The 22,867-nt window shown below is 68.9% G+C and carries 19 protein-coding genes; 9 read left to right on the top strand and 10 right to left on the bottom strand.

Features of this window, described 5'->3' with window-relative positions:
- Nucleotides 1-180: 180 nt before the first annotated feature.
- From ACQP1N_RS16130 to ACQP1N_RS16120, 3 genes are read right to left on the bottom strand one after another with little or no spacing between them, the layout of a single operon-like run.
- Nucleotides 181-855 (bottom strand): response regulator, encoded by a 675-nt coding sequence (locus ACQP1N_RS16130; protein WP_067804976.1) that lies wholly within the window; start codon nt 853-855, stop codon nt 181-183.
- Nucleotides 837-1,946 (bottom strand): hypothetical protein, encoded by a 1,110-nt coding sequence (locus ACQP1N_RS16125; RefSeq protein WP_433232239.1) that lies wholly within the window; start codon nt 1,944-1,946, stop codon nt 837-839. Before ACQP1N_RS16125 ends, ACQP1N_RS16130 begins: the two co-directional genes overlap by 19 nt.
- Entirely contained in the window at nt 1,939-3,090 is a 1,152-nt protein-coding gene (locus ACQP1N_RS16120; protein WP_067804982.1) for a sensor histidine kinase, read from the bottom strand. Before ACQP1N_RS16120 ends, ACQP1N_RS16125 begins: the two co-directional genes overlap by 8 nt.
- A 153-nt stretch (nt 3,091-3,243) precedes the next feature.
- Here ACQP1N_RS16120 and ACQP1N_RS16115 point away from each other — a divergent pair, with 153 nt between their 5' ends.
- From ACQP1N_RS16115 to ACQP1N_RS16095, 5 genes are all read left to right on the top strand, one after another.
- The gene (locus ACQP1N_RS16115) at nt 3,244-4,176 is read left to right on the top strand and encodes a phospholipase A2 (protein ID WP_433232236.1); all 933 of its coding nucleotides are present in this window, start codon (nt 3,244-3,246) and stop codon (nt 4,174-4,176) included.
- A 223-nt stretch (nt 4,177-4,399) separates the two neighbouring features.
- Nucleotides 4,400-4,765, top strand: coding sequence for a hypothetical protein (locus tag ACQP1N_RS16110; protein WP_433232234.1), 366 nt, complete (start codon nt 4,400-4,402; stop codon nt 4,763-4,765).
- Nucleotides 4,762-5,469: a hypothetical protein gene (locus ACQP1N_RS16105; RefSeq protein WP_433232231.1), complete on the top strand. Its 708-nt coding sequence runs from the start codon at nt 4,762-4,764 to the stop codon at nt 5,467-5,469. Before ACQP1N_RS16110 ends, ACQP1N_RS16105 begins: the two co-directional genes overlap by 4 nt.
- 386 nt (nt 5,470-5,855) lie before the next feature.
- Nucleotides 5,856-6,164 (top strand): trypco2 family protein, encoded by a 309-nt coding sequence (locus tag ACQP1N_RS16100; protein WP_067804991.1) that lies wholly within the window; start codon nt 5,856-5,858, stop codon nt 6,162-6,164.
- The gene (locus ACQP1N_RS16095; RefSeq protein WP_433232228.1) at nt 6,164-10,183 is read left to right on the top strand and encodes a tetratricopeptide repeat protein; all 4,020 of its coding nucleotides are present in this window, start codon (nt 6,164-6,166) and stop codon (nt 10,181-10,183) included. Before ACQP1N_RS16100 ends, ACQP1N_RS16095 begins: the two co-directional genes overlap by 1 nt.
- 66 nt (nt 10,184-10,249) lie before the next feature.
- On the opposite strand, the gene ACQP1N_RS16090 is transcribed toward ACQP1N_RS16095, so the two are convergent.
- The 4 genes from ACQP1N_RS16090 to ACQP1N_RS16075 all read right to left on the bottom strand — a co-directional run bounded on the left by ACQP1N_RS16090 (nt 10,250) and on the right by ACQP1N_RS16075 (nt 11,466).
- A complete protein-coding gene (locus ACQP1N_RS16090; protein ID WP_433232226.1) occupies nt 10,250-10,513 on the bottom strand; it encodes a hypothetical protein in 264 nt (87 codons plus the stop codon).
- Nucleotides 10,486-10,986, bottom strand: a complete 501-nt coding sequence (locus ACQP1N_RS16085; protein ID WP_433232223.1) for a recombinase family protein — start codon at nt 10,984-10,986, stop codon at nt 10,486-10,488. Before ACQP1N_RS16085 ends, ACQP1N_RS16090 begins: the two co-directional genes overlap by 28 nt.
- Nucleotides 10,983-11,141: a hypothetical protein gene (locus ACQP1N_RS16080; RefSeq protein WP_157419290.1), complete on the bottom strand. Its 159-nt coding sequence runs from the start codon at nt 11,139-11,141 to the stop codon at nt 10,983-10,985. The genes ACQP1N_RS16085 and ACQP1N_RS16080 overlap by 4 nt, the downstream gene beginning before the upstream one ends.
- A gap of 133 nt (nt 11,142-11,274) precedes the next feature.
- Nucleotides 11,275-11,466: a type I-E CRISPR-associated endoribonuclease Cas2 gene (locus ACQP1N_RS16075; protein ID WP_084263283.1), complete on the bottom strand. Its 192-nt coding sequence runs from the start codon at nt 11,464-11,466 to the stop codon at nt 11,275-11,277.
- A gap of 109 nt (nt 11,467-11,575) precedes the next feature.
- On the opposite strand from ACQP1N_RS16075, the gene ACQP1N_RS16070 reads away from it, so the two are divergent.
- Both ACQP1N_RS16070 and ACQP1N_RS16065 read left to right on the top strand, forming a co-directional pair.
- A complete protein-coding gene (locus ACQP1N_RS16070; RefSeq protein ID WP_433232221.1) occupies nt 11,576-12,850 on the top strand; it encodes an SAM-dependent methyltransferase in 1,275 nt (424 codons plus the stop codon).
- Between the two features lie 4 nt (nt 12,851-12,854).
- Nucleotides 12,855-14,117, top strand: a complete 1,263-nt coding sequence (locus tag ACQP1N_RS16065; protein WP_433232218.1) for a cytochrome P450 — start codon at nt 12,855-12,857, stop codon at nt 14,115-14,117.
- Nucleotides 14,118-15,892: 1,775 nt separating this feature from the next.
- On the opposite strand, the gene ACQP1N_RS16060 is transcribed toward ACQP1N_RS16065, so the two are convergent.
- The 3 genes from ACQP1N_RS16060 to ACQP1N_RS16050 form a co-directional block, all read right to left on the bottom strand.
- The gene (locus ACQP1N_RS16060) at nt 15,893-17,122 is read right to left on the bottom strand and encodes an acyl-CoA dehydrogenase family protein (RefSeq protein ID WP_433232215.1); all 1,230 of its coding nucleotides are present in this window, start codon (nt 17,120-17,122) and stop codon (nt 15,893-15,895) included.
- A gap of 106 nt (nt 17,123-17,228) precedes the next feature.
- Nucleotides 17,229-18,254 (bottom strand): glucosyl-3-phosphoglycerate synthase, encoded by a 1,026-nt coding sequence (locus ACQP1N_RS16055; RefSeq protein ID WP_067803752.1) that lies wholly within the window; start codon nt 18,252-18,254, stop codon nt 17,229-17,231.
- Complete coding sequence (locus ACQP1N_RS16050; RefSeq protein WP_067803755.1) at nt 18,251-19,687, bottom strand: XRE family transcriptional regulator; 1,437 nt, start codon at nt 19,685-19,687, stop codon at nt 18,251-18,253. Before ACQP1N_RS16050 ends, ACQP1N_RS16055 begins: the two co-directional genes overlap by 4 nt.
- Before the next feature lie 150 nt (nt 19,688-19,837).
- Between ACQP1N_RS16050 and aceA the strand changes: the two genes are divergently transcribed.
- Together aceA and ACQP1N_RS16040 are read left to right on the top strand one after the other, a co-directional pair.
- A complete protein-coding gene (gene aceA / locus ACQP1N_RS16045) occupies nt 19,838-21,121 on the top strand; it encodes an isocitrate lyase (protein ID WP_433232212.1) in 1,284 nt (427 codons plus the stop codon).
- 224 nt (nt 21,122-21,345) lie between these two features.
- A complete protein-coding gene (locus tag ACQP1N_RS16040) occupies nt 21,346-22,854 on the top strand; it encodes a M1 family metallopeptidase (protein WP_067803761.1) in 1,509 nt (502 codons plus the stop codon).
- The last annotated feature ends 13 nt before the right edge of the window (nt 22,855-22,867 follow it).

The following is a 22,867-nucleotide window of genomic DNA, read 5'->3' as shown; positions in this document are numbered from 1 at the left end:
CCGTTCATCATTCGGCCACATCGTGATGCGGGAGTACCTCGCAGGCAAAACGCACGTCTACCCCGGCAGCGATGAACTCCGGCAGCTGAATTGTGCGCCAGGTCCGCTCGTCTCGGTCCACCAGAGACGTCGAACAGAACGTGATCCAACGCCGGACCGCTGCTCCCCCGGTGGGGCCGCTCATCCGCGCCAGTCGCCGCTCCCGAGTTCGGAGAGGTCGATCAGTCCGTCTTCAAGGGCCCGCCTGATGAGGGCGAAGCTGTTCGGGGCTGGCTGTCCGGCGGCCTCGTACTTGTCGCGAGCCCGATCGATGTAAGTCTTCACCGTGCTCTGGGTAACGTTCATGGAGTCGGCGACCAAGCGCATGGACTTGAGGGCGAACCAGCCCTTGAGTGCTCTGAGTTCCTGATCGGCCAGTTTTACGCGGGGGAACTGGGGGTCGGAGAGCATGGCTGCACTCACCGTGGGGGTGGTGTAACGGAGTCCGGCAACCGCGTCTCGGACTGCGTGCATGAGGTGTTCCTCGGCCTCTCCCTTGGTCACATAGGCTTTGGCGCCGTACCGGATGCAGCGCCGGGCGGTGGTGAGGTTGACGTCGTGGGTGTAGATGACGACGTTGCGCTTGGTTTCGACGAGGGTGCGGAGCCCCTGCAGGGATGGGTCTGGAGTCTCCAGGTGAAGGTCGAGGATGACGACGTCGGCCTTGAGGGCCGGCCCTTTAAACGCGGTGTCGATGTCTGAGCCGGTGGCGACAACGTCGATCGGCGGGTCGCTGTTGCGGCACAAGGACGCGATCCCGCCTCGGAGGACAGGATGGTCGTCGATCACGACGGCGGTCACGTGCTTGTCAGCCATAGCACCTCGATCCAGGTCGAGTTGGTGTCGGTAAAGACCCGCTGCGTTACCTCGGGCAGGTCAGGGACGGGCACGTCCTCGGGGTTCACAACGCCGTCGACCCGGACGTGGACGGTGAGTTCGCCGTCGGACCCCAAGACAGTGATGCTCGCCGACGAAGTCGCTGTCGACAGGAGCCAGAGCGGGGCCTCAGCCAGCGCCCGGCGCACTTGCTGGGGCGGTTCGTCCCAGGAGCCGGCTGTATCCAACTGCACGATGACATGGCGGCGCTCGGCGATGTCGGCGCCCTGGCGCAGTCCGTGAAGGAGGGGGTCGGCGACGAGGTCTGTCTCGGCGAACTGCCGCCGCATCCTGGCGGCCTGGAACTCGCATTCCCGCCGGACCTCCGGATCGTCGGTGGCGAGGGTGCCATCGGCAAGCTGGCGCAGCAGGGGTTCGACGCCCTTCTGGATGTCGGCGGAGCGGTCTTGGCGCGATGCGTGGCGCCTGCTGATGAGTTCCTCTTCGGTCCGGATCGCGGCGGCCTCCAGACTGGCCGCGTGGGCGCGTTCGGCGACGTCGCGCAGGACGGCGGTGGCGATGCCCGCCGCCAAGGGGAAGCCGATCGTGCCAACCGAGACCGCCAGCAGCCGCAGCAGGGACTGCGGGTCGGATGGGCCGAGCACCAGTACCCGCAGGATCGTCACACAGGCGTGGGCGCCAAGGAAGGCGACGATCAGCTCGAGGCGTTGCCCGGTCAGCAGGACCAGCAACACCCAGCCCGTCGTCCCGAACCCCCAGTTCGCGGTCGACACGACGTGTTCAGATGCGAGCGACCAGGTCGATAGGGTCGAAGCACCGAGCGCGACGGCGATGCCGGGGATCCACCAGCGGCCCCAGGGCCTGCCCCGGGCGAGCAGTACCAGTTCAAGGAGCAGCAGCGCCGCGAGCGTGCCGAACGCGATGGCCTGCGGCCAGAGCGGATGGTAGACGCCCAGTTTGCGTGGAAGGCTCGCGGTCAGCATGACCGATGCGCAGATGGCTGTGACCGCGATCCGGAGTCCTCTCAACAGCCGGTGGGCGGCGTAGGCGGCATCGGGGGTTTCATGCATCGGGCCACACCAGCCGCACCGCGGTTCCCTGACCGGGGGCCGATTCGACCTCGGCGGATCCGCCCGCTGCGGCGATCCTGTCGAGGATGGATCCGCGGATACCGCGCCTGGTCGAGGAGACCGCTGCCGGGTCGAATCCGCAGCCTCGGTCGCGGATCTCGACCCCGACACGCTCTGGCGAGCCGGTCACCTTGATCAGCGCGATGTCAGTCCCGGCGTGCCGCCGGACGTTCGCGAGGGCCTCGGCGGCGGCACCGGCCAGCGCCCGGCCTGCTCCGGCGGCGATCTTCAGCTGGCCCGGCCCGAGGTAGACCACGTCGATCCCCTCGATCTCGCCGAGGCTCCGCAGTTCACCGGCCAGGTCGATCTGGACATCGGGTGGGGTGCCGGACCGGATAGCGCTGAGCATCTCCAGATCGCGCGTGGCCCGGCGGCGCAGCTGGCCGGGGTCGTCGACCCGGCCAAGCCCGACCATCAGCAACGTGGCGGCCGCAGTGTCGTGTAGAGCCATGTTGATGGCGAGCTGGTCGGCGCGGATGCCGTCGGCCACAGCCCGCTCGCGACGGGCCCGGGCCGTGTCGGCGAAGACAGCGTCCACCTTGCGTCCCGCGCCGACCACCAGGGTCCACAGCAGCCGCGCGAGCATGACCGACAGGAACGTCCACACGGCGGTGATGACATCGTCGAGGCCCAGCGGCCCCGGCTGGGCCGCCACGGTGGCGGCCGAGCCGACGAAACACACCACAGCGCCCAGACCGACCCCAAGAGGCCAGGGAGTCGAATACTGGTACCCAACCGCCCCAAAAGTTGTAAAAGGTCTCAACCAGGAACTCCTCATGACCAACCATCCTTTCGATACGATCAACGGTGTTGTAATCATGAGGACGCACAGAACGGCCGCGTCGACGATTGACGGGCCGATCACTTTGCCGTCCAGGACCTGGCAAATGTAGGCACGACTCCATGCAGCGAGGAGACCGAGCTCGACGAGCACAGTGATCAGCATCCGCGGGTCGTCGGCGGCGCCGACCGCCGCCACAGCCACCGGGATCAGGGTGCACACCCGCATGCCGGCCACATAACAGCGCCCTCCCACCGAGACCAGGTGCTCCGCGTCGCCCTCACTGAACAGTCCAGCGCTCATCCAGACCCCCGTCGTTAAGCCGCTAGAGCAGGAGCATAGGGCCAAGATTCATCATGGATTGCCCCCTAAAAGGAGGACATCTCCAGCGGGGTTCTTCCTCCATAATTCCGATCAAGGTGATCTCGTGGTGGAGATCCGGATCGGGAGAAGATCATGGGAATCACGGTGCGCGTCCCCATTGCCTTGGGGACGATCGTGGGCCTGACCTTGGTGCTGAGCGCCACGCCGGGCCACGCTTACACCACCACCGAGCGGCAGGTGCAGAAGAACTACGCGATCGAGACGGTCGGGCTCAGCTACACCGACTTCATCAAGCGCAAGGCCGACTTCCAGCAGGCCGGCTGCCGCAAGGAGAACTACGTCTACAAGGGCTACCACACGCCCGGCTGCACCAAGCCCCAGCCGTACGATGCTTTCGACTGGACCGACGACGGCTGCAGCGGCCGGGACCAGATCGGCGGTCCGTCCAACGTCTACCGGAACCTGTTCAACCAGCCTTGCCAGCTGCACGACTTCGGCTACCGCAACTTCGGCAACGGCCTCCAGTTGGACCGCACCGAGACCCGCCGGGCCTGGATCGACAGCCGGTTCCTCACCGAGATGCGGCGGGTGTGCGACACCTCCTTCGCCAACAACCGGTACAAGCGCACGCTCTGCCGCATAGAGGCCGACGGCGTCTACGCCGTCGTGCGCAACGGCTCGAACTGGAACACCCCCGGCGGCCCGACCGCCTCGATCGCCCCGGACCCCGCTCCAGCCCCAGCGCCCAGATCGGCGCAGCCGGTGTACGCCGTGGTGAACACCAGCGAGACCCCGCCGGACGGCGTGTGGTTCCGCGACAGCCCGCACACCGCCGACACCCCACGCATCACCGGACTCGGCGTCTACATGAACGAACGCGTGCGGGCACGCTGCTACGCGATGGGCGACGCGGTCGGTCCCCATGGCAACCGGGTCTGGTATCTGGCCGACAACATCTCCCGGCCCACCGCGGCAGGGCGCTCCGACTCCGGCTGGCTCAACACCCACTACGTCGACGACGCGATGACGGCCGACCATCCCGCGCCGGGCATCCCCGCCTGCTGACCGCCCGGACGGCCTTGCAAGACCGTCTTCGGGCTGTCGATGAGTTCAAGGGCCTGGACCGGGCGCGGGCGTCCGCGAACAATCCGCACGCAGCCGGGGGCCCGGAGCGCTCAGCTCCGGGCCCCCGGCCGTTTGGGCCATCCGAGTGAGAGGCGGATGGGTCCCACGCGTTTCCCCTGGTCGTCCCGGTGTCGAATCCCATTCCGAGCTAGGAGCGCTGGACGTGGACATCGTCCTGAACACCGAGCGCATGCGCGCCAAGATCCTCACCGGGGCCCCCGCTACCGCCTCGACCGTGACGATCGGGCTGGTCAGCCATACCGCCCACCTGACCGTGACGCAGACCGCGCCCATGATCGCGGTGACCATCTCCGGGGCGATCGCGACGTACTTCCTCGGCACCCGCGCCACCACCACGGCCACGACGGCGACCACCGAGGGGACCTGTGCGGCCAACACCTCTGATGCGACCAGCGTGTCTGAGGACATGGCGGACGCCGGTCGCCGCATCGAAAACCTGGAGGCCGAGGTCAAGCGGCTGCGGCGCAAGGTGGCCCGGGCGGACGCGTCCGCCCGGCGCGGCCGATGAGCAGGTGGGGGCCGCTGCGCGGGGAGCGTGAGGCGTCGCGGGAGTTGGCTCGGGCGCTGCGTGCCGTTGTCGATCAGTACGGTCTATCGCTCCGGGTCCTGGAGCAGCGGATGCCGTACGGGCGCTCGGCGATCGCCGAGCGCCTGTCCTGCGCCCATCACCCAGAGTGGATGTTCATCGAGTCGATGGCGGCTGCATGCACCGGAGGAGACAGGGCTGCTTGGCAGATCCTGACGCAGGACATGAGGGCCCTGTGGGTTGTCGCTGACCCCTCCAGGGCGGTCGATCGGGAACCAGAGCAGCCCGCAGAAGCGCCCCGCCGGGTCGAGACGCTCGCTGACCTGGCAGACAACTACAAGCCGGACCCGTCGACCGCCGCCTCGCTGAAGGAACTCGAGCAGCAGATGCGCCAGTTCTGGAGGTGGACAGGGCAGCCGTCCAGCCGCGAGGTCGCAAAGCAGTCGGGGGCCGTGTTCTCCCACGCCACCGTCGCCAAGATCCTCTACGACCGCCCCGGTAAACCGCCCCTCCGTCTGGCGTACGTCCAGGGATTCATCCGCGGCTGCGGCACCTCCCCCGACGAAGTACGGACATGGATCGCCGCCTGGCGCAGGATCCACCTCGCACAGCCCTCGACACCGGACCACAGAGCCGACCAGGAGACCGGGGCCGCCGCACGCAGCCCAGCCGGTGACCACCGCTGAGTTGATCGTTCCTGGCGCCGGCCCCGACCGGGACTCAGGCCGGGCGCTTCTGAGAAACACTCGATTCTGAGAACGAACCAGCGGCCGACCCCGAGACCCCCGAGTCCGGCCCCCAGTGACCCGATTCCTTCTCAGAATGAAGCATCCCGGTTTCGACGGAGGGTGTGATTTGCCCCGCCTTCCGGTCGATTTCCGGAGTTGTCTGCACAGATGTTCGAAGTCCTGTGCATCACGGCTATGTGGCGCGGTTCTGTGCTGGCTGCTGCGGAGTGTTTCGGGGTGGCCGGGTCTGGCCTGTCGGGCCGGGTTATCACCGGGTTGGCAGACGTGATGATTTGGCAGGATGGGGTTTCTTGTCAGGCCAGACTGTATGCGGGGGTGGGTGGATGTCGTCGTTGATCGGGTTGGCGGAGGCGATTGAGCAGCTGCGGTTCGAGCTGGGGGTGGCTCAGGACGCGGGGGCGGATCAGCAGTTGCGGTTCAAGGTGACCGAGGTGGAGATGGAGCTGCTGGTCGAGCTGCGGAAGGAGGGCGGGGCCAAGGCCTCGTTCGGGGTGGTGTCGGTCGGTGCTGAAGGCAAGATCAGCAAAGGTAATGCGCATCGGCTGAAGCTGAAGCTGGAGGTCAAGGACGAGGCGCTGGGTGGGAGCACCGCCGAGGTCGGTGACGATGACGAGGGGTCGTTCGACGACTGATGTCTGAGCAGGTGCGGCAGGGAGCCGACGTGCGGCGGCTGGCCGATGTGCGGGCCGGTGTCGGACAGCGTGTGAAGTGCAGCGGGACGGGCTATCTGGTCGGGCCCAGCTTGGTGTTGACCTGTCGGCATGTGCTGGTGAACGCGTGCGCCGAGCATGCTGAACGGTCCGGTACCTCGCAGGGGTGCGGGCGGTGCCGGCTGTGGCCGCAACTGCAGGTGCGCATCGGGCGGCCCGCCGACGGCTCCGGCGGGGATGCCGCGGAGCCGGTGCCGGTGGAGGCGTCGCTGCTGTGGCAGCATCCGTCACAGGATGTGGCGTTGCTGCGTCTGGCCTTCCCGGTGCCGGGGGCCGAGGGGTGGTTGCCGGTGCGGTGGGGCCGGTTGGTGACCGGCGCGACGCAGCGCTACAGCGGCTTAGGTTTTCCGCGGCTGGCCCGTTATGCCGACAGGACCCGGTTCATCGAGCCGCTGGCGGGTGAGGTCAACCAGCTGTCGTGTGACTATGACGGGTTCGCGCTGAATCAGGCTCACGGTCCGCGTGATGATCTGCAGGCGTCCTCGCCATGGGTGGGGGTGTCGGGCACGGCGGTGTTCGTCGAGTCGTGGCTGGTGGGCGTCGTCACGGTGGACGATCGGCGCTCCCAGGGCCGATTGCGTGCCGTCCCTGTCACGCGTTGTCTGCAGGACGCGCAGTTCGTCAGGCTGGTGGGAGACGATATCGGATTCGTGCCGGTGCCCGAGCCGGTGGAGCTGGCTGAGGTGCTGCAGGCTCGGCCGGTGGTGGCGCGGGCGGCGACTCCGGGTTCGCTGCTGGCCGCGGCTGCCGAGACGGTGCCCTTCCAGGGCCGCACCGACCAGTTGCGGGAGTTAGTGGCCTGGCGCGATGGCGGCCCGGCGGCCGCCGGTGGGGCGGCGGCTGGCGGGGCGGCGGGGGTGTCGGTGCGGCTGGTGACCGGTGAGGGCGGTCAGGGCAAGACCCGGCTGGCCCGTCGTTTCGCCGCCGACAGCCGCGATGCCGGCTGGGTGACGGGGTTCACGGTCACGGCGTCACGGGCAACGGGTGACGCCCAGCAGCAGGCGGGTGCCGAGCAGCTGGCCGCCAGGCTGCGGGCGTGTATCGAGCCGGTGCTGGTGGTGTGCGACTACGCCGAGGCCTCTCCGCTGTTTGCCGAGACGTTGCTGGCCGAGCTGCTGGATCGGCCGCCGGCCCAGCCGGTGCGGGTGCTGCTGGTGGCCCGGGCCAGCGGGGCATGGTGGCAGGACCTGCAGGGGCTGCTCGGCGACCAGGCCGCACAGCTCATGCCGCTGCCGCCATTAGGAGACGACCCCGGGGTGCGGCGGGAGGGCTACCTGGCGGCGGTCCGGGGACTGGCCGCGGGCCTGCAGCGATTGCCCGAACCTGCGGTCGCTGATGTCGCAGCCGGGCAGTGGCCGGTCCTGGCCCGGCAGCTGGCGCAGACCCCACCGGATCTGTCGCTGGAGTTCGGGAATGCGCTGACCTTGCAGATGACCGCACTGCTGGATTTGCTCCAGGTGGCTGCCGGCCAGGTTCCCTCCTCGCACCGCGACACCGGCAGACGGCCCGAACAGCAACTGGCCCAGCACGAGCGTGACTATCACCGCCGGGTCGCGGCCGGCCAAGGGCTGCTGGAGCGTGATGTGCTGTCGCCGGTGGTGGCCCGCAACACCCGTGAACGGCACGCGATGGCGCTGCTGGACCGGGCCCTGGCCGGCTTGGTCATGCTGGGTCCCTGCAACGTCGGCCTGGCCACCGATATCGGTACCCTGGCTCACGCGGATCGGGCCGGCGACGTGGTGGAGTGGCTGGCCGCTCTCTACCCGCCCCCTCCGCAGGAGACCAGGGCAGACCAGGCGCTCGTGATCGGCGAGATTCAGCCCGACCGGCTGGCGGAGATCCTGCTGGGAGCCATCCTTTCAACCTGCAACGACACCCGCACCGGCAACGTATCGTCATCCATGGCGGGCACGGAGCCGCTGCTTGGCCAGATCGCGGCGCTGGTGCACGATCTGAGCGCGGCCCAGCAAGCGTTGTTCGCGCTCGTGCGCACCGCCGCTCATCCCGAGTTCCGCGACCTGATCGGTGAACAGACCACCGACTTGATCGTGACCCATCCCGATCCGTTCGCCGCCGCTGCTCCGTTCCTGGCCGCCATTCCCGCTCACCGCGGCCTCCTGCTGGCCGGCCTGCAACGGCTGGGCGATCGCGATCCGGACGCCTTGACCACCCAAGCGTGGCGTGCCAACGCTCTGCTCCCGGAGACCTCGGTCAGCCTGGCCCACCTCAGCGCGGCCATCACCGCTATCCTCACCGATCTCTTCCGCGCCCTCGTCGCCCTCAACCATGACGCCTACCTGGCGGACCTGGCGATGTCGTTGAACAACCATGCTCTTCGGTTGGCGGAGATTGGCCGCCGGGCCGAGGCAGTGCCAGCATCCCAGGAAGCCGTCACCCTCTACCGCGAACTGGCCGACCTCAACCGCGACGCCTACCTGCCCAACCTGGCCACGTCGTTGAACAACCACGCCATTCGGCTGGCGGAGACCGGCCGCCGGGCCGAGGCAGTGCCAGTATCCCAGGAAGCCGTCACCCTCCGCCGCGAACTGGCCGACCTCAACCGCGACGCCTACCTGCCCGACCTGGCCACGTCGTTGAACAACCACGCCGCACTGCTGGCGGAGACCGGCCGCCGGGCCGAGGCAGTGCCAGTATCCCAGGAAGCCGTCACCCTCCGCCGCGAACTGGCCGACCTCAACCGCGACGCCTACCTGCCCGACCTGGCGATGTCGTTGAACAACCACGCCATTCGGCTGGCGGAGACCGGCCGCCGGGCCGAGGCAGTGCCAGTATCCCAGGAAGCCGTCACCCTCCGCCGCGAACTGGCCGACCTCAACCGCGACGCCTACCTGCCCAACCTGGCCACGTCGTTGAACAACCACGCCATTCGGCTGGCGGAGACCGGCCGCCGGGCCGAGGCAGTGCCAGTATCCCAGGAAGCCGTCACCCTCTACCGCGAACTGGCCGACCTCAACCGCGACGCCTACCTGCCCGACCTGGCCACGTCGTTGAACAACCACGCCATTCGGCTGGCGGAGACCGGCCGCCGGGCCGAGGCAGTGCCAGTATCCCAGGAAGCCGTCACCCTCTACCGCGAACTGGCCGACCTCAACCGCGACGCCTACCTGCCCAACCTGGCGATGTCGTTGAACAACCACGCCGCACTGCTGGCGGAGACCGGCCGCCGGGCCGAGGCAGTGCCAGTATCCCAGGAAGCCGTCACCCTCTACCGCGAACTGACCGACCTCAACCGCGACGCCTACCTGCCCAACCTGGCCACGTCGTTGAACAACCACGCCATTCGGCTGGCGGAGACCGGCCGCCGGGCCGAGGCAGTGCCAGCATCCCAGGAAGCCGTCACCCTCTACCGCGAACTGACCGACCTCAACCGCGACGCCTACCTGCCCGACCTGGCGATGTCGTTGAACAACCACGCCGCACTGCTGGCGGAGACCGGCCGCCGGGCCGAGGCAGTGCCAGCATCCCAGGAAGCCGTCACCCTCTACCGCGAACTGGCCGACCTCAACCGCGACGCCTACCTGCCCGACCTGGCGATGTCGTTGAACAACCACGCCGCACTGCTGGCGGAGACCGGCCGCCGGGCCGAGGCAGTGCCAGCATCCCAGGAAGCCGTCACCCTCCGCCGCGAACTGACCGACCTCAACCGCGACGCCTACCTGCCTACTTATGTGCAGAGTCTGACGGTCCTCGGTCTTGTTCTTGTGGAGAACACTCGTCTCGGTGAAGCCGTCGCTCCCCTGGTCGCAGCGCTTGGCTTGGGGCAGTCGCTTCCAGATGAGTCCCGGGGCGTCCTCGGGCTGGCAGTGGAGCTCTTACGTCGCTCCTATGCAGAAGATCCCGCCGAGGTGACCCGGCGCTTCCAGGAGGTCACGGGTGCATCGATGCCCGAGTGGTTGAAGGAGCCCCCCAGCCAAGGATGAGCGCATCGCACAGGGACACGGCAGGTCGGCGCCTGCATCAGGCTGCGCTTGAATCGCAGCAAAGACTCACCGCTCGGCGTCCGCAGTGGTGGGGATAGCAGTGCAGGGAGGTCCTGGGATGCCGGTCTTGGCTGCGATGACTCCCAGCGAGTCGCCTTGGGCCTTCAACAGCCGCGCATGTTCGATCTTGTCCTCCGGGTGGGCGATTGGCCGTCCGGTCCGTCGGCCGCTGGCCTCGGCAACGGCGCGGGCGTGCGCGGCGCGTTCGGCGGTGAAGGTGCGTTCCATCTCGGCGAACAGGGTCAGCAGTAGGAAGGCGATGTGGGCCATTCCCTCGTCGGTGGTGTTGACGGGCAGCGGGTCGACCAGGGACCGTACGCCGATCCCTTTTCGGAGAGTTCGTGGACGAGGTTCAACACCTCGCGCAGATTGCGGCCGACCCAGTCGAGGGTGTGCACGACGATCGTGTCACCGGGCCGGGCGTACGCGAGCAGCCGGTTCAGGCCGTCACGGTCGGTGCTGGTGCCGGTCTTCTTGTCGACATAGACACGCTCGGTCGGGATGCCGGCAGCGGCCAAGGCGTCGAGTTGCCGTTCGAGGGACTGCTTCGTGGTGGAGACGCGGGCGTAGCCGAGCTCCGTTCCTCCCTGGAGGTGATCGTTCCCGGTTCCCATTCCCAGGTCGTACCGAAAATCGTATCCGTACGCCCTTCTGGAGCGGATGGCGCCCGTCCGTGTCTGATTCGCCGTGCTCGCCGCGGCGACGTCGTGGCCATCCACTTTCAAGGAAGTGGAACGGCTCATGCCAGGTCGTCCAGGCCGAGTTCGTGGGCGGTCGGGCCGCACTGGCCGAACAGCTCAGGGCCTCGGGCATCACCCTGGAGTTCCTCACCGGCGAGCTGCGGGGCTCGCACGACCCGGCGGATCGTGTTCACCGCGCTGGCCGCCTTGTCGGGCATGGAATGCGAGTACATCCGCGACCGCACCCTCGAAGGCCAAGAATCGGCCCGCCGCCGTGGCAAGACCATCGGCGGCGTTCTCCCCGCGCGAGCGGGAGCGGTCCGCAGGAGGTCCAGATCCCCCGCTCGGCTCTCAGAGCTCTTTTAGTTCGTTGTCTGGTTCGGCGGGGTTGAGGGTGATGAGTGTTAGGCCGTCGAAGTCGATGGGGGTGCGGCGGCGTCGGCCGGCAGTGTGGAGTGCGAAGCCTTGTTCGTTGGCGTCGGGATGGAGGAGGAGTGCGGCTGCGTCGTCGCTGGAGGCGGCGACCGCTGCCGAGGTCGGCAAAGCCCCTGTCGAGACACGGCCTCTGGTCCGGCGACAGCAAGCACAGCCCGGGGGCGGAGAGCCGGCAGATCCTCAACAAGGCAGCCCAGGCCAGTTGTCCCACGGGCCAATGGACGCACTCGCCGCCAACTTGCACACCGAGCGCCTGCAAGCGGTGGAGCAGCAGGCAGAGGTCCAACTTCAGCTTGGCCTGCACAACCAGGTCACCACCGGGCTGCCGCCGCTCGTTCAGCAGTTCTGGCGGCGAGAGCACCTCAGGGGACTTTTGATGACCGCCCTCTATCGTGAGCAGCGGGGTCCCGACGCCCTCATCCTGTACGGCCGGTACCGCGACCACCTCCGCAGGACCGGCGGTGAGCCTGGCCCAGCACTCCAGCGCCTAGCCATGCAGATCAGCGCCAACGACGCGTCGCTTCTAGAGGTCGACCTCCCGCCGCTGCCCCATGCCGACCAAGCGGTCATCGCTTCTGGGGCGGATCCCGGCCGTCAGTCGATCGCCCGCATGTGCGCCGCCATCATCACCGACACTCCGACGTCCGGCTACAGCACCGCCCTTGACCGGGCATCATGCATCACCGACACAACGCTGGTGGACCGGCTGCGCGGCCTGGAAGTGGACAGCATGGAGTTCGGCAACCGCCTCGCTCGAGCTTGTGTCATCCATTACGGCATTGCCCGCTTCCTGGAGCTGGGCGCGCTCCCTCCCGCCTGGTCCAGCCTCCATAAAGTCGCCCAGCTCATCCGCCCAGACACTCACGTCGTCTACGCCAACCGTGACTCCCCACTGGTGTCCCATTCACGCCCGCACCTCGCCGACGCGGACGGTGTGGAGTTCATCGAGGGCAGCCTGCTCGACACGCGACGGCTCCTGCGCGAGCCCGCCATCCGAGCTCTCTTCCAGCTCGACAAACCGCAGGATGAACGTGCCCCCGTCGCCATCATCGACCGGCACGAACTCAACACCGTCTCCGACGCCCACGACCTCAAGGGAATGTACGGCGTTCTGGGCGCCCAGTTCCCCGCCGGCTCTCTCATCAGTTTGACCGGCCCCTCGCCTGAGTCCCTGGCTCCTCAGGTCAACGAGCACATCACGGAGATCTTCGGGCCCCAGTCCGCGCCTGAGGCCGTGCACTTCAGGACCGGGCAACGCCTCGCTGAGCTCCTCCCGGATGGCTGGCAGCTCGTGCCCCCACCGACCCCTTCAGCTTCTGGCCAGAACCCGGACGGGCCGGGACACACGACCTATGGCGGCAGAACAGTGTCGTGGCGATCAAAGCCGGCCACCGGCCACCGGAGTGATGAAGGTGTCGCCTCCGCCGAATTGACAGGTTTGTTGACGTCTGCTGGCCTTGGAGGCGCAGCAGGGGAACCGCCCGAAAGGTAACACGGTGACTCTGATCCCATCCCCCCGGCCCACAACACCGGCATGCCCGTACTTCCCCTTCGAACCCCCAGAGAACCCGCTGGACCTGCCCGCCGCGCACACCGAACTCCAGCAGCGGGCCCCCCTTTCAAAAGTGAGGCTGCCATCCGGGCAGGCCGACACCGAGGCATGGCTCGTCACGGGCCATGCCGAGGCGCTAAGGGTCTACCGCGACAGCGAAACCTTCCTGCGCGGACCGGCCGACGGAGTCTCCCCCTTCATCAAGGCGCACCCGATCATCATCGCTCTAGACGGAGATGAGCACCGACGCATCCGCGGACTGGTCAAGTCCGCGTTCAGTCCAGCCAAGGTCGCGCGGCTGCGGCCAATGGTCAAAGACACAGCCGCAGAACTTCTGGACAGGCTGATCGCCAAGGGCGAGCCCGGTGACCTCTCCGAGGACTTCGCCATGCCGCTCACACTCAGCGTCATCGGCGGTCTGTTCGGCATCCCCGAAGAGGACTATCCACAGTTCCGGCGATGGAGCGAGTCACTCATCTCCGTTAGCCCCGACTCCCACCGCACAGGTCCCGCCGCCATGCAAGCCATGGTCGGCTACATGGCCGCTCTCATTCAGAGTCGAGGCCAGAACCCAGGTGACGACCTGGTGTCCCTGGTAGCGGTCAACGCCAAGCTCGCCAACGCCGACCCATCATCGGCGGGACTTCTGGCGGCCAGCCTGGTCGCCGGGGGCTGGGAAAGCACCGGCGGGGCCCTGGTGTGTTCCACGCACCGCCTCCTCACCACCTCCGGAACCGGCGGAGCCTCCTTGTACTCCCGGCTGTGTACCCGTCCCGCGCTCATTCCCACAGCCGTCGAGGAGATGCTGCGGGTCGTCCCGAACTCGGTCCTGGGCGCGACACAGCCCCGGCGCGCCACCCGCGACATCGAACTCGGAGGCGTCCTCGTGCGCGCCGGCGAACTTCTGATCCCCAGCCCCGATTCGGCCGCCCGGGACCCGAGGGTCTTCACCGACGCCGGCACCGTCGACCTTGAGCGCACCCCTAACCCGCACTTGGCTTTCGGGAGTGGCGCTCACGTCTGCATCGGTGCACCGCTCGGCCGCCTGCAACTCCAGGTGGCCCTCGAACTCCTCACCCAGCGCATGCCATCCCTGCGCCCGGCCATCCCAGCCGAAGACCTTGAATGGCGCTGGGACGCCAGCGTCATCCGCCGCCCGACGACTTACCCAGTCGCATGGAGCCGCACCCGAACGACCCGCAGCTGACCGCCCCCGCTACGAACGCCACGGCCACCTGTTCACCGCCTTCCTGGCCCTCGCCGCTGCACTGATCTGCTACAAGAAGCTTGCTCGAGTCACCACATAGGACAGGCTCTTAACGCGGCGACGACAAGAAGTCCGGCCTGCGGCGGCTGGTGTTCCCTTGGGAAGGCCCTCCCGTCAACGGGGTCAATATCGATCAGTGGAAACGGATGCTCGCCGGGCAGCGGCGTGCCCGCGGGGAACGCGACTCCTACGCCGGCGAGGTGACCTTCCGTGACTGGGTCGCGCAGGTCCGGCTTCCGGGTCAGGACATCGAGGACAGCAGCCGCACCGCCTATGACCAGCATTTGCGCCTGCGAATCCACCCAATCTTTGGGCACTTGCCCATCAACACGTTTTTGAACGGGAGCAGGTCCAAGCCTGGGAGATCGAGCTCCGCAAGCGGTACTCCCCCAACACCACCAGTAACGCTCGCGATCTCCTGGCGACGATCCTGGGGGACGCCAAGGACGCGGGCCTGGTCGGCGTCAACGCGGCGTCCCGGCGACGCCGTCGCGGGCGCGTCGCTCAGCGGCGCGCACAGGCAGCCCGGCGGGAGCCCGCCCGGGTCACTCCGCGGCAAGCGTTGCTGCTTGCCGGACGGCGCGCCATCCTCACCGGACGCGATGACGACTTCGTCATGTGGATCGTCTGCTCTTGGTGCGGTTTGCGTGGGGTGAGCTGCTTGGGCTGCGGAGCCACCACGTTTGCGACGCCAAAATCAGGGTCGAAGTCCAACTCGGCCCGCCGGACGGGCCCTTTGTCCTCAAGCCGCCCAAGGACGGCTCGCTCCGCAACGACCACCCGGACTACTTCGGCGCCGTTGGCCTTCCTCCGTTCCTGATCGATCTACTCGCCCTGCACATGGCCGCCCATCCCCCGGCACCGCGTCAATGCCGCGACGACGGCTGCGGCGGCGGCAAGTTCCTCTTCCTGAACAAAAGAGGCGATCACCATCGGCGTGCCACCTGCAACGAGAGCTACCCCTGGCCTCAAGCCGTCACCGGGATGGTCCCGGGCCGCCACCCGCGCCCCGGACGGACGGGGCGGGCCAGCGGCGCCCCGGCCCGCCCCCTCCTGGTCGACGTCTCCACGGGGTGGCCCGGCACACCCCTGACCCCGGCATGGCCGGCCGCCTGCGGGCCCGCTTGGTCGCCTCCGAACGTGCGGGGCATCCTCCGCTACGACCAGCCGGTGGTGGACGCCCGGGCAGTGGACTGCCCTGCTGCAGCGCCCGCGCCGGCGAGCCCTGCGAATCGCCGGGCGGGGGCCGCAACGCCCACAAGCCGCGCATCGCATCCGCCAGCAGTGCCGGGTACGTCCAGGAGCTGGAGCCCGCGTCTTGGCTTCCGGTCGGCAACGACCTCACACCGCGCAAGCTCCGCCGCCCGCACCGCGTGTGGCTGGACGAGCTCGGGACCCCCGCGATTCTCACCCATGACAGGTTCGGCCACTCGATGCCCGGGATCGGCGGCACCTACGCGCACGTCTCCGCGCTCATGCGCGAGGAGCCGCGGGCCAGGCTCCAGGCGCGCTGGGAGACGACTCCCGACGAGCGGCCGGCCATTTCGCCGACGTCACCGGCGCCGATCCTCAACGAGCTGCTCGCCGCCCGCCTGAAGAAGGCCGGGCGGCCCGGCTCTCCCAGAACCTCGCAGCGACGGCCATGGCCTCATGATCAACGACCCGCGCTCCCACCGGGCGGAGACCATGGGATCACGGTCTGCGCAGGTCACCGGCTAGCGGACGGGGAGGCCGGTGATGGTGCGGCCGATGACCAGGCGCTGGATCTCCGAGGTGCCCTCGAAGATCGTGAAGATCTTGGAGTCGCGGTGCATCCGCTCGACCGGGTAGTCGCGGGTGTAGCCGTTGCCGCCGAGGATCTGAATGGCCTCCTCGGTGACATGCACCGCCATCTCGCTCGCCATCAGCTTGGCCATCGAGCCTTCGGCGTTCTGGAAGTCCTTGCCGGTGCGCGCCATCCACGCGGCCCGCCACACCATGAGGCGGGCGGCGTCCAGCCGGGTCTTCATGTCGGCCAGCTTGAACGCGACGGCCTGGAAGTCGCCGATCTTCCTGCCGAACTGCTCGCGCTCCTGCGCGTACTGCAGCGCGTACTCGTAGGCGGCGCGGCCGACACCGAGCGCCATCGCGCCGACGGACGGGCGGGTCGTCTCGAACGTCTTCATCGCGGCCTGGCCCTTGGAGCGCTTGCCCTCGCGGGTGCGGGCGATGCGCTCGTCGAACTTCTCCTTGCCGCCGACGATCAGGTGGGACGCAATCCGCACATCGTCGAGGACGACCTCGGCGGTGTGGGAGGCGCGGATGCCGTGCTTCTTGAACTTCTGGCCCTGCTTCAGGCCGGGGGTGTTCGGCGGGACGATGAAGCCGGCCTGGCCGCGGCTGCCGAGTTCGGGGTGGACCGACGCCACGACGACGTGGACGTCGGCGATACCGCCGTTGGTCGCCCAGGTCTTGGTGCCGTTCAGCACCCACTCGTCCTTGGCCTCGTCGAAGACCGCGCGGGTGCGGATCGAGCCGACGTCGCTGCCGGCGTCGGGCTCGGAGGCGCAGAACGCGCCGAGCTTGACGTCGTCGGCGGTGCCGAACATCTGCGGCACCCACTCGGCGGTCTGCTCGGGGGTGCCGACGGCGGCGACGGAGGCGGCCGCGAGGCCGGTGCCGACGATGGACAGCGCGATGCCGGCGTCCCCCCAGAACAGCTCCTCGAACGCCACCGGGATGCCGAGGCCGGTCGGCTCCAGCCACTGGGTGGCGAAGAAGTCGAGCGAGTAGATGCCGACCTTGGACGCCTCCTGGATCAGCGGCCAGGGGGTCTCCTCGCGCTCGTCCCACTCCTGCGCCGCCGGGCGGATCACATCCCTGGCGAACTCGTGCACCCAGTCCCTGACCTCGCGGACGTCCTCGCTGGGCTCCAGCGAGAACCCTGCCTGCTCCGTGCTCGTCATGATTAATTGACCCTTCCTCCAATATGACTGTTACCCACGGTAGCAGTAATCAGAGTTACCGCAGGTAACACCGTGACCGGAGTCACAGCGCGCGCACGCGGGCGGGCTACCTGCGGCCCGGTGAGCAGGATCGGACGGCGGCATAGCCGGGCACCTCGATCATCGGCGGGCGCTCCCCCACGGCGACATCGGTCGTGCGGGCGTCGTGCCCGTCCGCGCCGCGGTGGAACCGGGTGAGCGCGGTGGAGGGGGGCTCAAGCGGGATCATCCGGCCGTGCCGCTCCAGCCGCGACCAGGCGGTCAGCATGATCTGCCCCGACATCGCGCCGAGCGCCTCGGTGGACTGGTGCGCGTGCACCCGCCGGCCGAGGTCGACCTGCGCGATCGCGTCCAGCCCGGAGTCCTGGTAGACGTCCAGCAGCAGGCCGAGTTCCACGCCGTAGCCGGTGACGAACGGCAGCCGCTCCAGCAGCGCGCGGCGCCCGGCGTACTCGCCGCCGAGCGGCTGCATGACCCCGGCGAGCAGCGGCCAGTGCAGGTTGATCAGCGGGCGCGCGACCAGTTCGGTGACCCGGCCCCCGCCGCCCTCGACATGGCGCTCTCCGTCCACGAGGGGACGGTCGTAGCAGCCCTTGACGTAGCCGACGGACGGGTCGGTCAGCAGCGGCCCGAGCAGCCCGGTGACGTAGGACGAGGTGAACTCGCGCAGGTCGGCGTCCACGAACACGAGCAGGTCGCCGGACGTCGCGTACAGGGACTTCCACAGCGCCTCGCCCTTGCCGGACATGCGGCCGTGCCCGGGCAGGACGGCGTCCTGCGCCACCACCTCGGCTCCCGCGGCGGCGGCGACGGCGGCGGTCCGGTCGCCGGACCGGGAGTCGATCACGACGATCTCGTCCACCAGCGGGATGCGCTCGACCAGGTCGGCCCGGATCGCCGCGACGATCGCGCCGACCGTGTCCTCCTCGTCGCGGGCGGGCAGGACGACGCTGATGCTGGTGTCGCCCTTGGCGGCGAGCAGCAGGGGCGCCGGCCAGTCCGCCGCCGCGCTCATGCGCCGGGCCAGCCACGCGGCGACCTCGGGCGGCACGCGCTCCCCCTCCCGTCCGGGCGGTTCTGCGATACCGGTCATTCCGCGGCGTGCTTGTCCAGGAACTCGTAGACGTCGGCCTCGTCCACGCCGGGGAACGCACCGGGCGGCAGGACCGACAGGACGTGCGAGTGCGCCCGCGCCGACGGCCAGGCCATCCCCTCCCAGCGGTCCGACAGCTCCTTCGGCGGGCGCTGGCAGCAGTCGCCGTCCGGGCAGGCCGACTTGACCCGCCGGGTCGTCTCCCGGCCGCGGAACCAGCGCGAGTCCTCGAACCGGACGCCGAGCGTGATGGCGAAGTCGCGCTCGTGGCTGGGGTCGATGTGCGACAGGCACCAGTACGTCCCCTGCGGGGTGTCGGTGTACTGGTAGTAGACGGAGAAGCGGTCCTCGGCGCCGAACACGTGCCGCCCGGCCCACTCCCGGCACATCCGCTGGCCTTCGATCGCGCCGTCCTCGTCCTGGGGGAAGGCCAGGCCGTCGTTGGCGTACGCCTTGTAGATGGTGCCGTTCTCGTCGTTCTTGGTGAAGTGCAGTTGCAGGTCGAGATGGTGGGTCGCGACGTTGGTGAAGCGGTGCGCGGCCATCTCGTAGGAGACGGAGAAGACGTCCGCCAGGTCCTCGACGGACAGTTCCCGCGCGGCCTTGGCCTCCTGCAGGAACGGGACGACGCTGCGCTCCGGCATCAGGATCGCGGCACCGAAGTAGTTGGCCTCGACGCGCTGGCGCAGGAAGTCGGCGAAGTCGCGCGGCTGGTCATGGTCGAGCGCGATGTGCCCGAGGGTCTGCAGCAGGATCGTCCGCGGCGTGTGCATGCCGAGCTGCTCGCGCTCCAGGTAGATCCGCCGGTTGCGCAGGTCGGTCACGGACCGGACGGAGCGCGGCAGGTCCTGGACGTACTGGAGGCTGAACCCGAAGTGGCCGACCAGCGTCATCAGCAGCCCCTGCGACACGGCGCCGCGCCGGTACCCGACGGCGTCGAGGGTCTGCGCGGCGACCCGCTCGATCCCGGGGAAGTGGTTGCCGCGCTCGTGCATCTGGCGGCGCAGCTCGGCGTTGGCCTTGCGCGCCTCCTCCGGGCTCGCGGTGGGCTTGGTGCGGCTGCGCTTCAGCTCCCCGTACAGCGCGAGGATGTGCTCGATCACCTCGTTCGGCATCCGCTTGCCGGCCTTGAGGTGCGACAGCCCGAGCGTCCGGTAGAGCGGGTCGCGCTGCGCCTCCTCCAGCTGGATCTCCAGCTGCGCGCGGCGGCTGGGCGGCTGGCGGCGCAGCAGCTCCTCCACCGGGCACGCCAGCGCGGCGGCGAGGGCCTGCAGCAGCGACAGCTTGGGCTCACGGCGCCCGTTCTCCAGCAGGGACAGCTGGGACGGGGCTCGTCCGACGCGCTCGCCGAGTTCCGACAGCGTCAGGCCGCGGGCGCGGCGCAGGTGCCGGAGCCGCTGCCCGAACGTGACGAGATCTACGTCACTCGTCAAGTTGAGGGGTTCTTCTTGGCGCAAGGTCGTCACCGCTTCATGGTAGCGGAAATTTCGCAGTTCTTTCGTTACTCACGAGTTCATTTCGGGGTTGCGGCCGGGGCATAGTCGATAACAAGCACCCAGGGGACGACACGGAAGGGCAACACGATGAGCGAAAGTCGCCTCAAGGGCGCAGCCCAGGAGCTGCAGCGCCAGTGGGAGACCGATCCCCGGTGGAAGGGGATCGAGCGGACCTACACCGCCGAGGACGTGGTGCGGATCCGCGGCTCGGTCCAGGAGGAGCACACCCTCGCGCGTCTCGGCGCCGAGCGGCTCTGGAACCTCCTGCACGAGGAGGACTACGTCCACGCGCTCGGCGCGCTGACCGGGCTGCAGGCCGTCCAGCAGGTCAAGGCCGGCCTCAAGGCCATCTACCTGTCCGGCTGGCAGGTCGCGGCCGACGCCAACCTGGCGGGCCAGACCTACCCGGACCAGAGCATCTACCCGGCGAACTCGGTTCCGGCCGTGGTGCGCCGCATCAACAACGCGCTGCTGCGCGCCGACCAGGTCCAGTGGGCCGAGGGCGAGGGCGACACGCACTTCCTCGCCCCCATCGTGGCCGACGCCGAGGCCGGCTTCGGCGGCGTGCTCAACGCCTTCGAGCTGATGAAGGGCATGATCGCCGCGGGCGCCGCGGGCGTGCACTGGGAGGACCAGCTCGCCTCCGAGAAGAAGTGCGGGCACCTGGGCGGCAAGGTCCTCATCCCGACCTCGCAGCACATCAAGACCCTCAACACCGCCCGCCTCGCGGCGGACATCTCGGGTGCTCCCTCGCTGATCATCGCGCGGACCGACGCTGAGGCCGCGACCCTGATCACGACGGACGTGGACGAGCGCGACCGCGAGTTCACCACCGGTGAGCGCACCGCCGAGGGCTTCTACCGGGTCCGCAACGGCATCGAGCCCTGCATCGCCCGCGCCAAGGCCTACGCGCCGTACTCCGACCTCATCTGGATGGAGACCGGCACCCCGGACCTGGAGCAGGCCCGCAAGTTCGCCGAGGCGGTCAAGGCCGAATACCCGGACCAGATGCTCGCCTACAACTGCTCGCCGTCCTTCAACTGGAAGGCGCACCTGGACGACGCGACCATCGCCAAGTTCCAGCGCGAGCTCGGCCACATGGGCTTCAAGTTCCAGTTCATCACCCTGGCCGGGTTCCACGCGCTCAACTACGGCATGTTCGACCTGGCGCACGGCTACGCCCGCGAGGGCATGACGGCCTACGTCGACCTGCAGGAGCGCGAGTTCGCGGCGGCCGAAAAGGGCTTCACCGCGGTCAAGCACCAGCGCGAGGCCGGCACCGGCTACTTCGACATGGTCAGCACCGCGATCAGCCCCGACTCGTCCACCACGGCGCTGAAGGGTTCCACCGAAGAGGGCCAGTTCCACTGATCCTCCCGGGCCGGCCGCGCCACCGGCGCGCCCGGCCCGCCCTGCCGGCCTGATCCCCCCTGGCCCCGGAGGCCCCCGCGTTCCTACACCCGCGGGGGCCTTCTGGTGTCCTCACCCCTCCCCCGCTCTCTCCTCCCGGCCACATCCGGCTATGGATCTCGACAGCGCCCGATAATCGGCGCATCGTGAGCGCGCTACTTGATCAAGCGGAGAGAGGATCTCTGATGGCGCGTCACCCCCGGTCCATCCGGTCCCGGGCGATCCCCGGCCGGATGCTCCCGATCGCCGTCGCCGCCGTGAGCGTCGTCGCGTTCGCGCCCGCCGCCACCGCGGACGGGCACGGCGGCGGACACTTCACCCCCGGGTCCCCCGGAGTCGGCGACTCCTACTTCCCGCTGGAGGGCAACGGCGGCTACGACGTCCGGCACTATTCGCTGGACCTGAGCTACGACCCCGACCACGACCGGCTCGACGGCACCGTGACCATCACCGCGCGGGCGACGCAGAACCTCTCGCGCTTCGACCTGGACCTGTCCGGCATGGACGTGGAGAAGATCTGGGTCGGCCGGCAGCGTGCCCGCTACCAGCGCAGCGGCCAGGAGCTGATCATCACGCCCCGCCAGGGGCTGCGGAAGGGGTCGGTCTTCCAGACGGTCATCCGGTACGGCGGCGTACCGCAGACCATCGTCGGCTCCCCGATCGTGTTCGGCTCCCCGTACGGGTTCCTGCACACGCCCGACGGCGCGTTCGTCGGCGGCGAGCCGAACGGGGCCAGCACCTGGTTCCCCGTCAACGACCACCCGAGCGACAAGGCGACCTACGACTACACCATCACGGTGCCGGAGGGCCTGACGGCCGTCGCCAACGGGCGGCTCACCGGGCACCGCTCCGCCGGCGCCTCGTTCGGCCGCCGCGGCACGCCGGTCCGCGCCGAGGTGTTCCGGTGGCGCGAGGACAGCCCGATGGCGAGCTACCTCACCACGATCGACATCGGCAAGTGGGAGGTGAGGCAGGGCCGCACGCCCGGCGGCGTCCCCAACTACACGGCCGTCGACCCGGTGCTCCTCGCCGGGCAGCCGGACGCGGTGAACTTCTTCTACGACACCACCGACGAGGTCACCGACCTGTGGTCGGACACGTTCGGCGAGTACGCGTTCGGCAGCACCGGCGCGATCGCCGACGACGCCCGCTTCGAGGGCCAGCCGCTCGGCTTCTCCCTGGAGACGCAGAGCAAGCCGGTCTACTCCGCCGTCCGCAGCCGGGGGACGATCGCGCACGAGCTGGCACACCAGTGGTTCGGCGACGCCGTCTCGCCCGAGCGCTGGAAGGACGTCTGGCTGAACGAGAGCCTCGCGACCTGGGCCCAGTGGTACTACGCGGAGAAGCACGGCGGCGCGACCGTCCACGACCAGGCGCGCACCACCTACAACGCCCGCCCGTTCCCCGACCGTGAGGGCCGCCCGTACTGGTCGGTGCTGACCGCCGACCCGCAGCGCGACACCATGTTCAACGACCGCGTCTACAGCGGCGGCGGCATGATGCTCCAGTTCCTCCGGGAGAAGATCGGCGATGACGCGTTCTTCGCCCTTCTGCGCACCTGGTACGCCAAGCACAAGTACGGCAACGCCAACACCGGGCAGTTCACGTCACTGGCGCAGCAGATCTCCGGCCAGGACCTGAGCGGGTTCTTCAAGGACTGGCTCTACTCCCCCATCAAGCCCCCGCTTCCGTAACCCCGCGCCAGGA

This window comes from Actinomadura formosensis (assembly GCF_050948385.1).
Lineage (GTDB): Bacteria > Actinomycetota > Actinomycetes > Streptosporangiales > Streptosporangiaceae > Spirillospora > Spirillospora formosensis.
The sequence above is the reverse complement of the archived record's forward strand: the minus strand, read 5'-3'. Positions and strand labels throughout refer to the sequence as shown.

Coding starts and splice junctions, on each gene's coding strand:
- ACQP1N_RS16120 (WP_067804982.1), bottom strand. CDS start 3,090: ATGAGCGCTGGACTGTTCAGTGAGGGCGACGCGGAGCACCTGGTCTCG.
- ACQP1N_RS16040 (WP_067803761.1), top strand. CDS start 21,346: ATGGCGCGTCACCCCCGGTCCATCCGGTCCCGGGCGATCCCCGGCCGG.
- ACQP1N_RS16105 (WP_433232231.1), top strand. CDS start 4,762: ATGAGCAGGTGGGGGCCGCTGCGCGGGGAGCGTGAGGCGTCGCGGGAG.
- aceA (WP_433232212.1), top strand. CDS start 19,838: ATGAGCGAAAGTCGCCTCAAGGGCGCAGCCCAGGAGCTGCAGCGCCAG.
- ACQP1N_RS16090 (WP_433232226.1), bottom strand. CDS start 10,513: ATGGCCCACATCGCCTTCCTACTGCTGACCCTGTTCGCCGAGATGGAA.
- ACQP1N_RS16115 (WP_433232236.1), top strand. CDS start 3,244: ATGGGAATCACGGTGCGCGTCCCCATTGCCTTGGGGACGATCGTGGGC.
- ACQP1N_RS16080 (WP_157419290.1), bottom strand. CDS start 11,141: ATGCCCGACAAGGCGGCCAGCGCGGTGAACACGATCCGCCGGGTCGTG.
- ACQP1N_RS16085 (WP_433232223.1), bottom strand. CDS start 10,986: ATGAGCCGTTCCACTTCCTTGAAAGTGGATGGCCACGACGTCGCCGCG.
- ACQP1N_RS16060 (WP_433232215.1), bottom strand. CDS start 17,122: ATGACGAGCACGGAGCAGGCAGGGTTCTCGCTGGAGCCCAGCGAGGAC.
- ACQP1N_RS16055 (WP_067803752.1), bottom strand. CDS start 18,254: ATGACCGGTATCGCAGAACCGCCCGGACGGGAGGGGGAGCGCGTGCCG.
- ACQP1N_RS16100 (WP_067804991.1), top strand. CDS start 5,856: ATGTCGTCGTTGATCGGGTTGGCGGAGGCGATTGAGCAGCTGCGGTTC.
- ACQP1N_RS16125 (WP_433232239.1), bottom strand. CDS start 1,946: ATGCATGAAACCCCCGATGCCGCCTACGCCGCCCACCGGCTGTTGAGA.
- ACQP1N_RS16070 (WP_433232221.1), top strand. CDS start 11,576: ATGGACGCACTCGCCGCCAACTTGCACACCGAGCGCCTGCAAGCGGTG.
- ACQP1N_RS16130 (WP_067804976.1), bottom strand. CDS start 855: ATGGCTGACAAGCACGTGACCGCCGTCGTGATCGACGACCATCCTGTC.
- ACQP1N_RS16095 (WP_433232228.1), top strand. CDS start 6,164: ATGTCTGAGCAGGTGCGGCAGGGAGCCGACGTGCGGCGGCTGGCCGAT.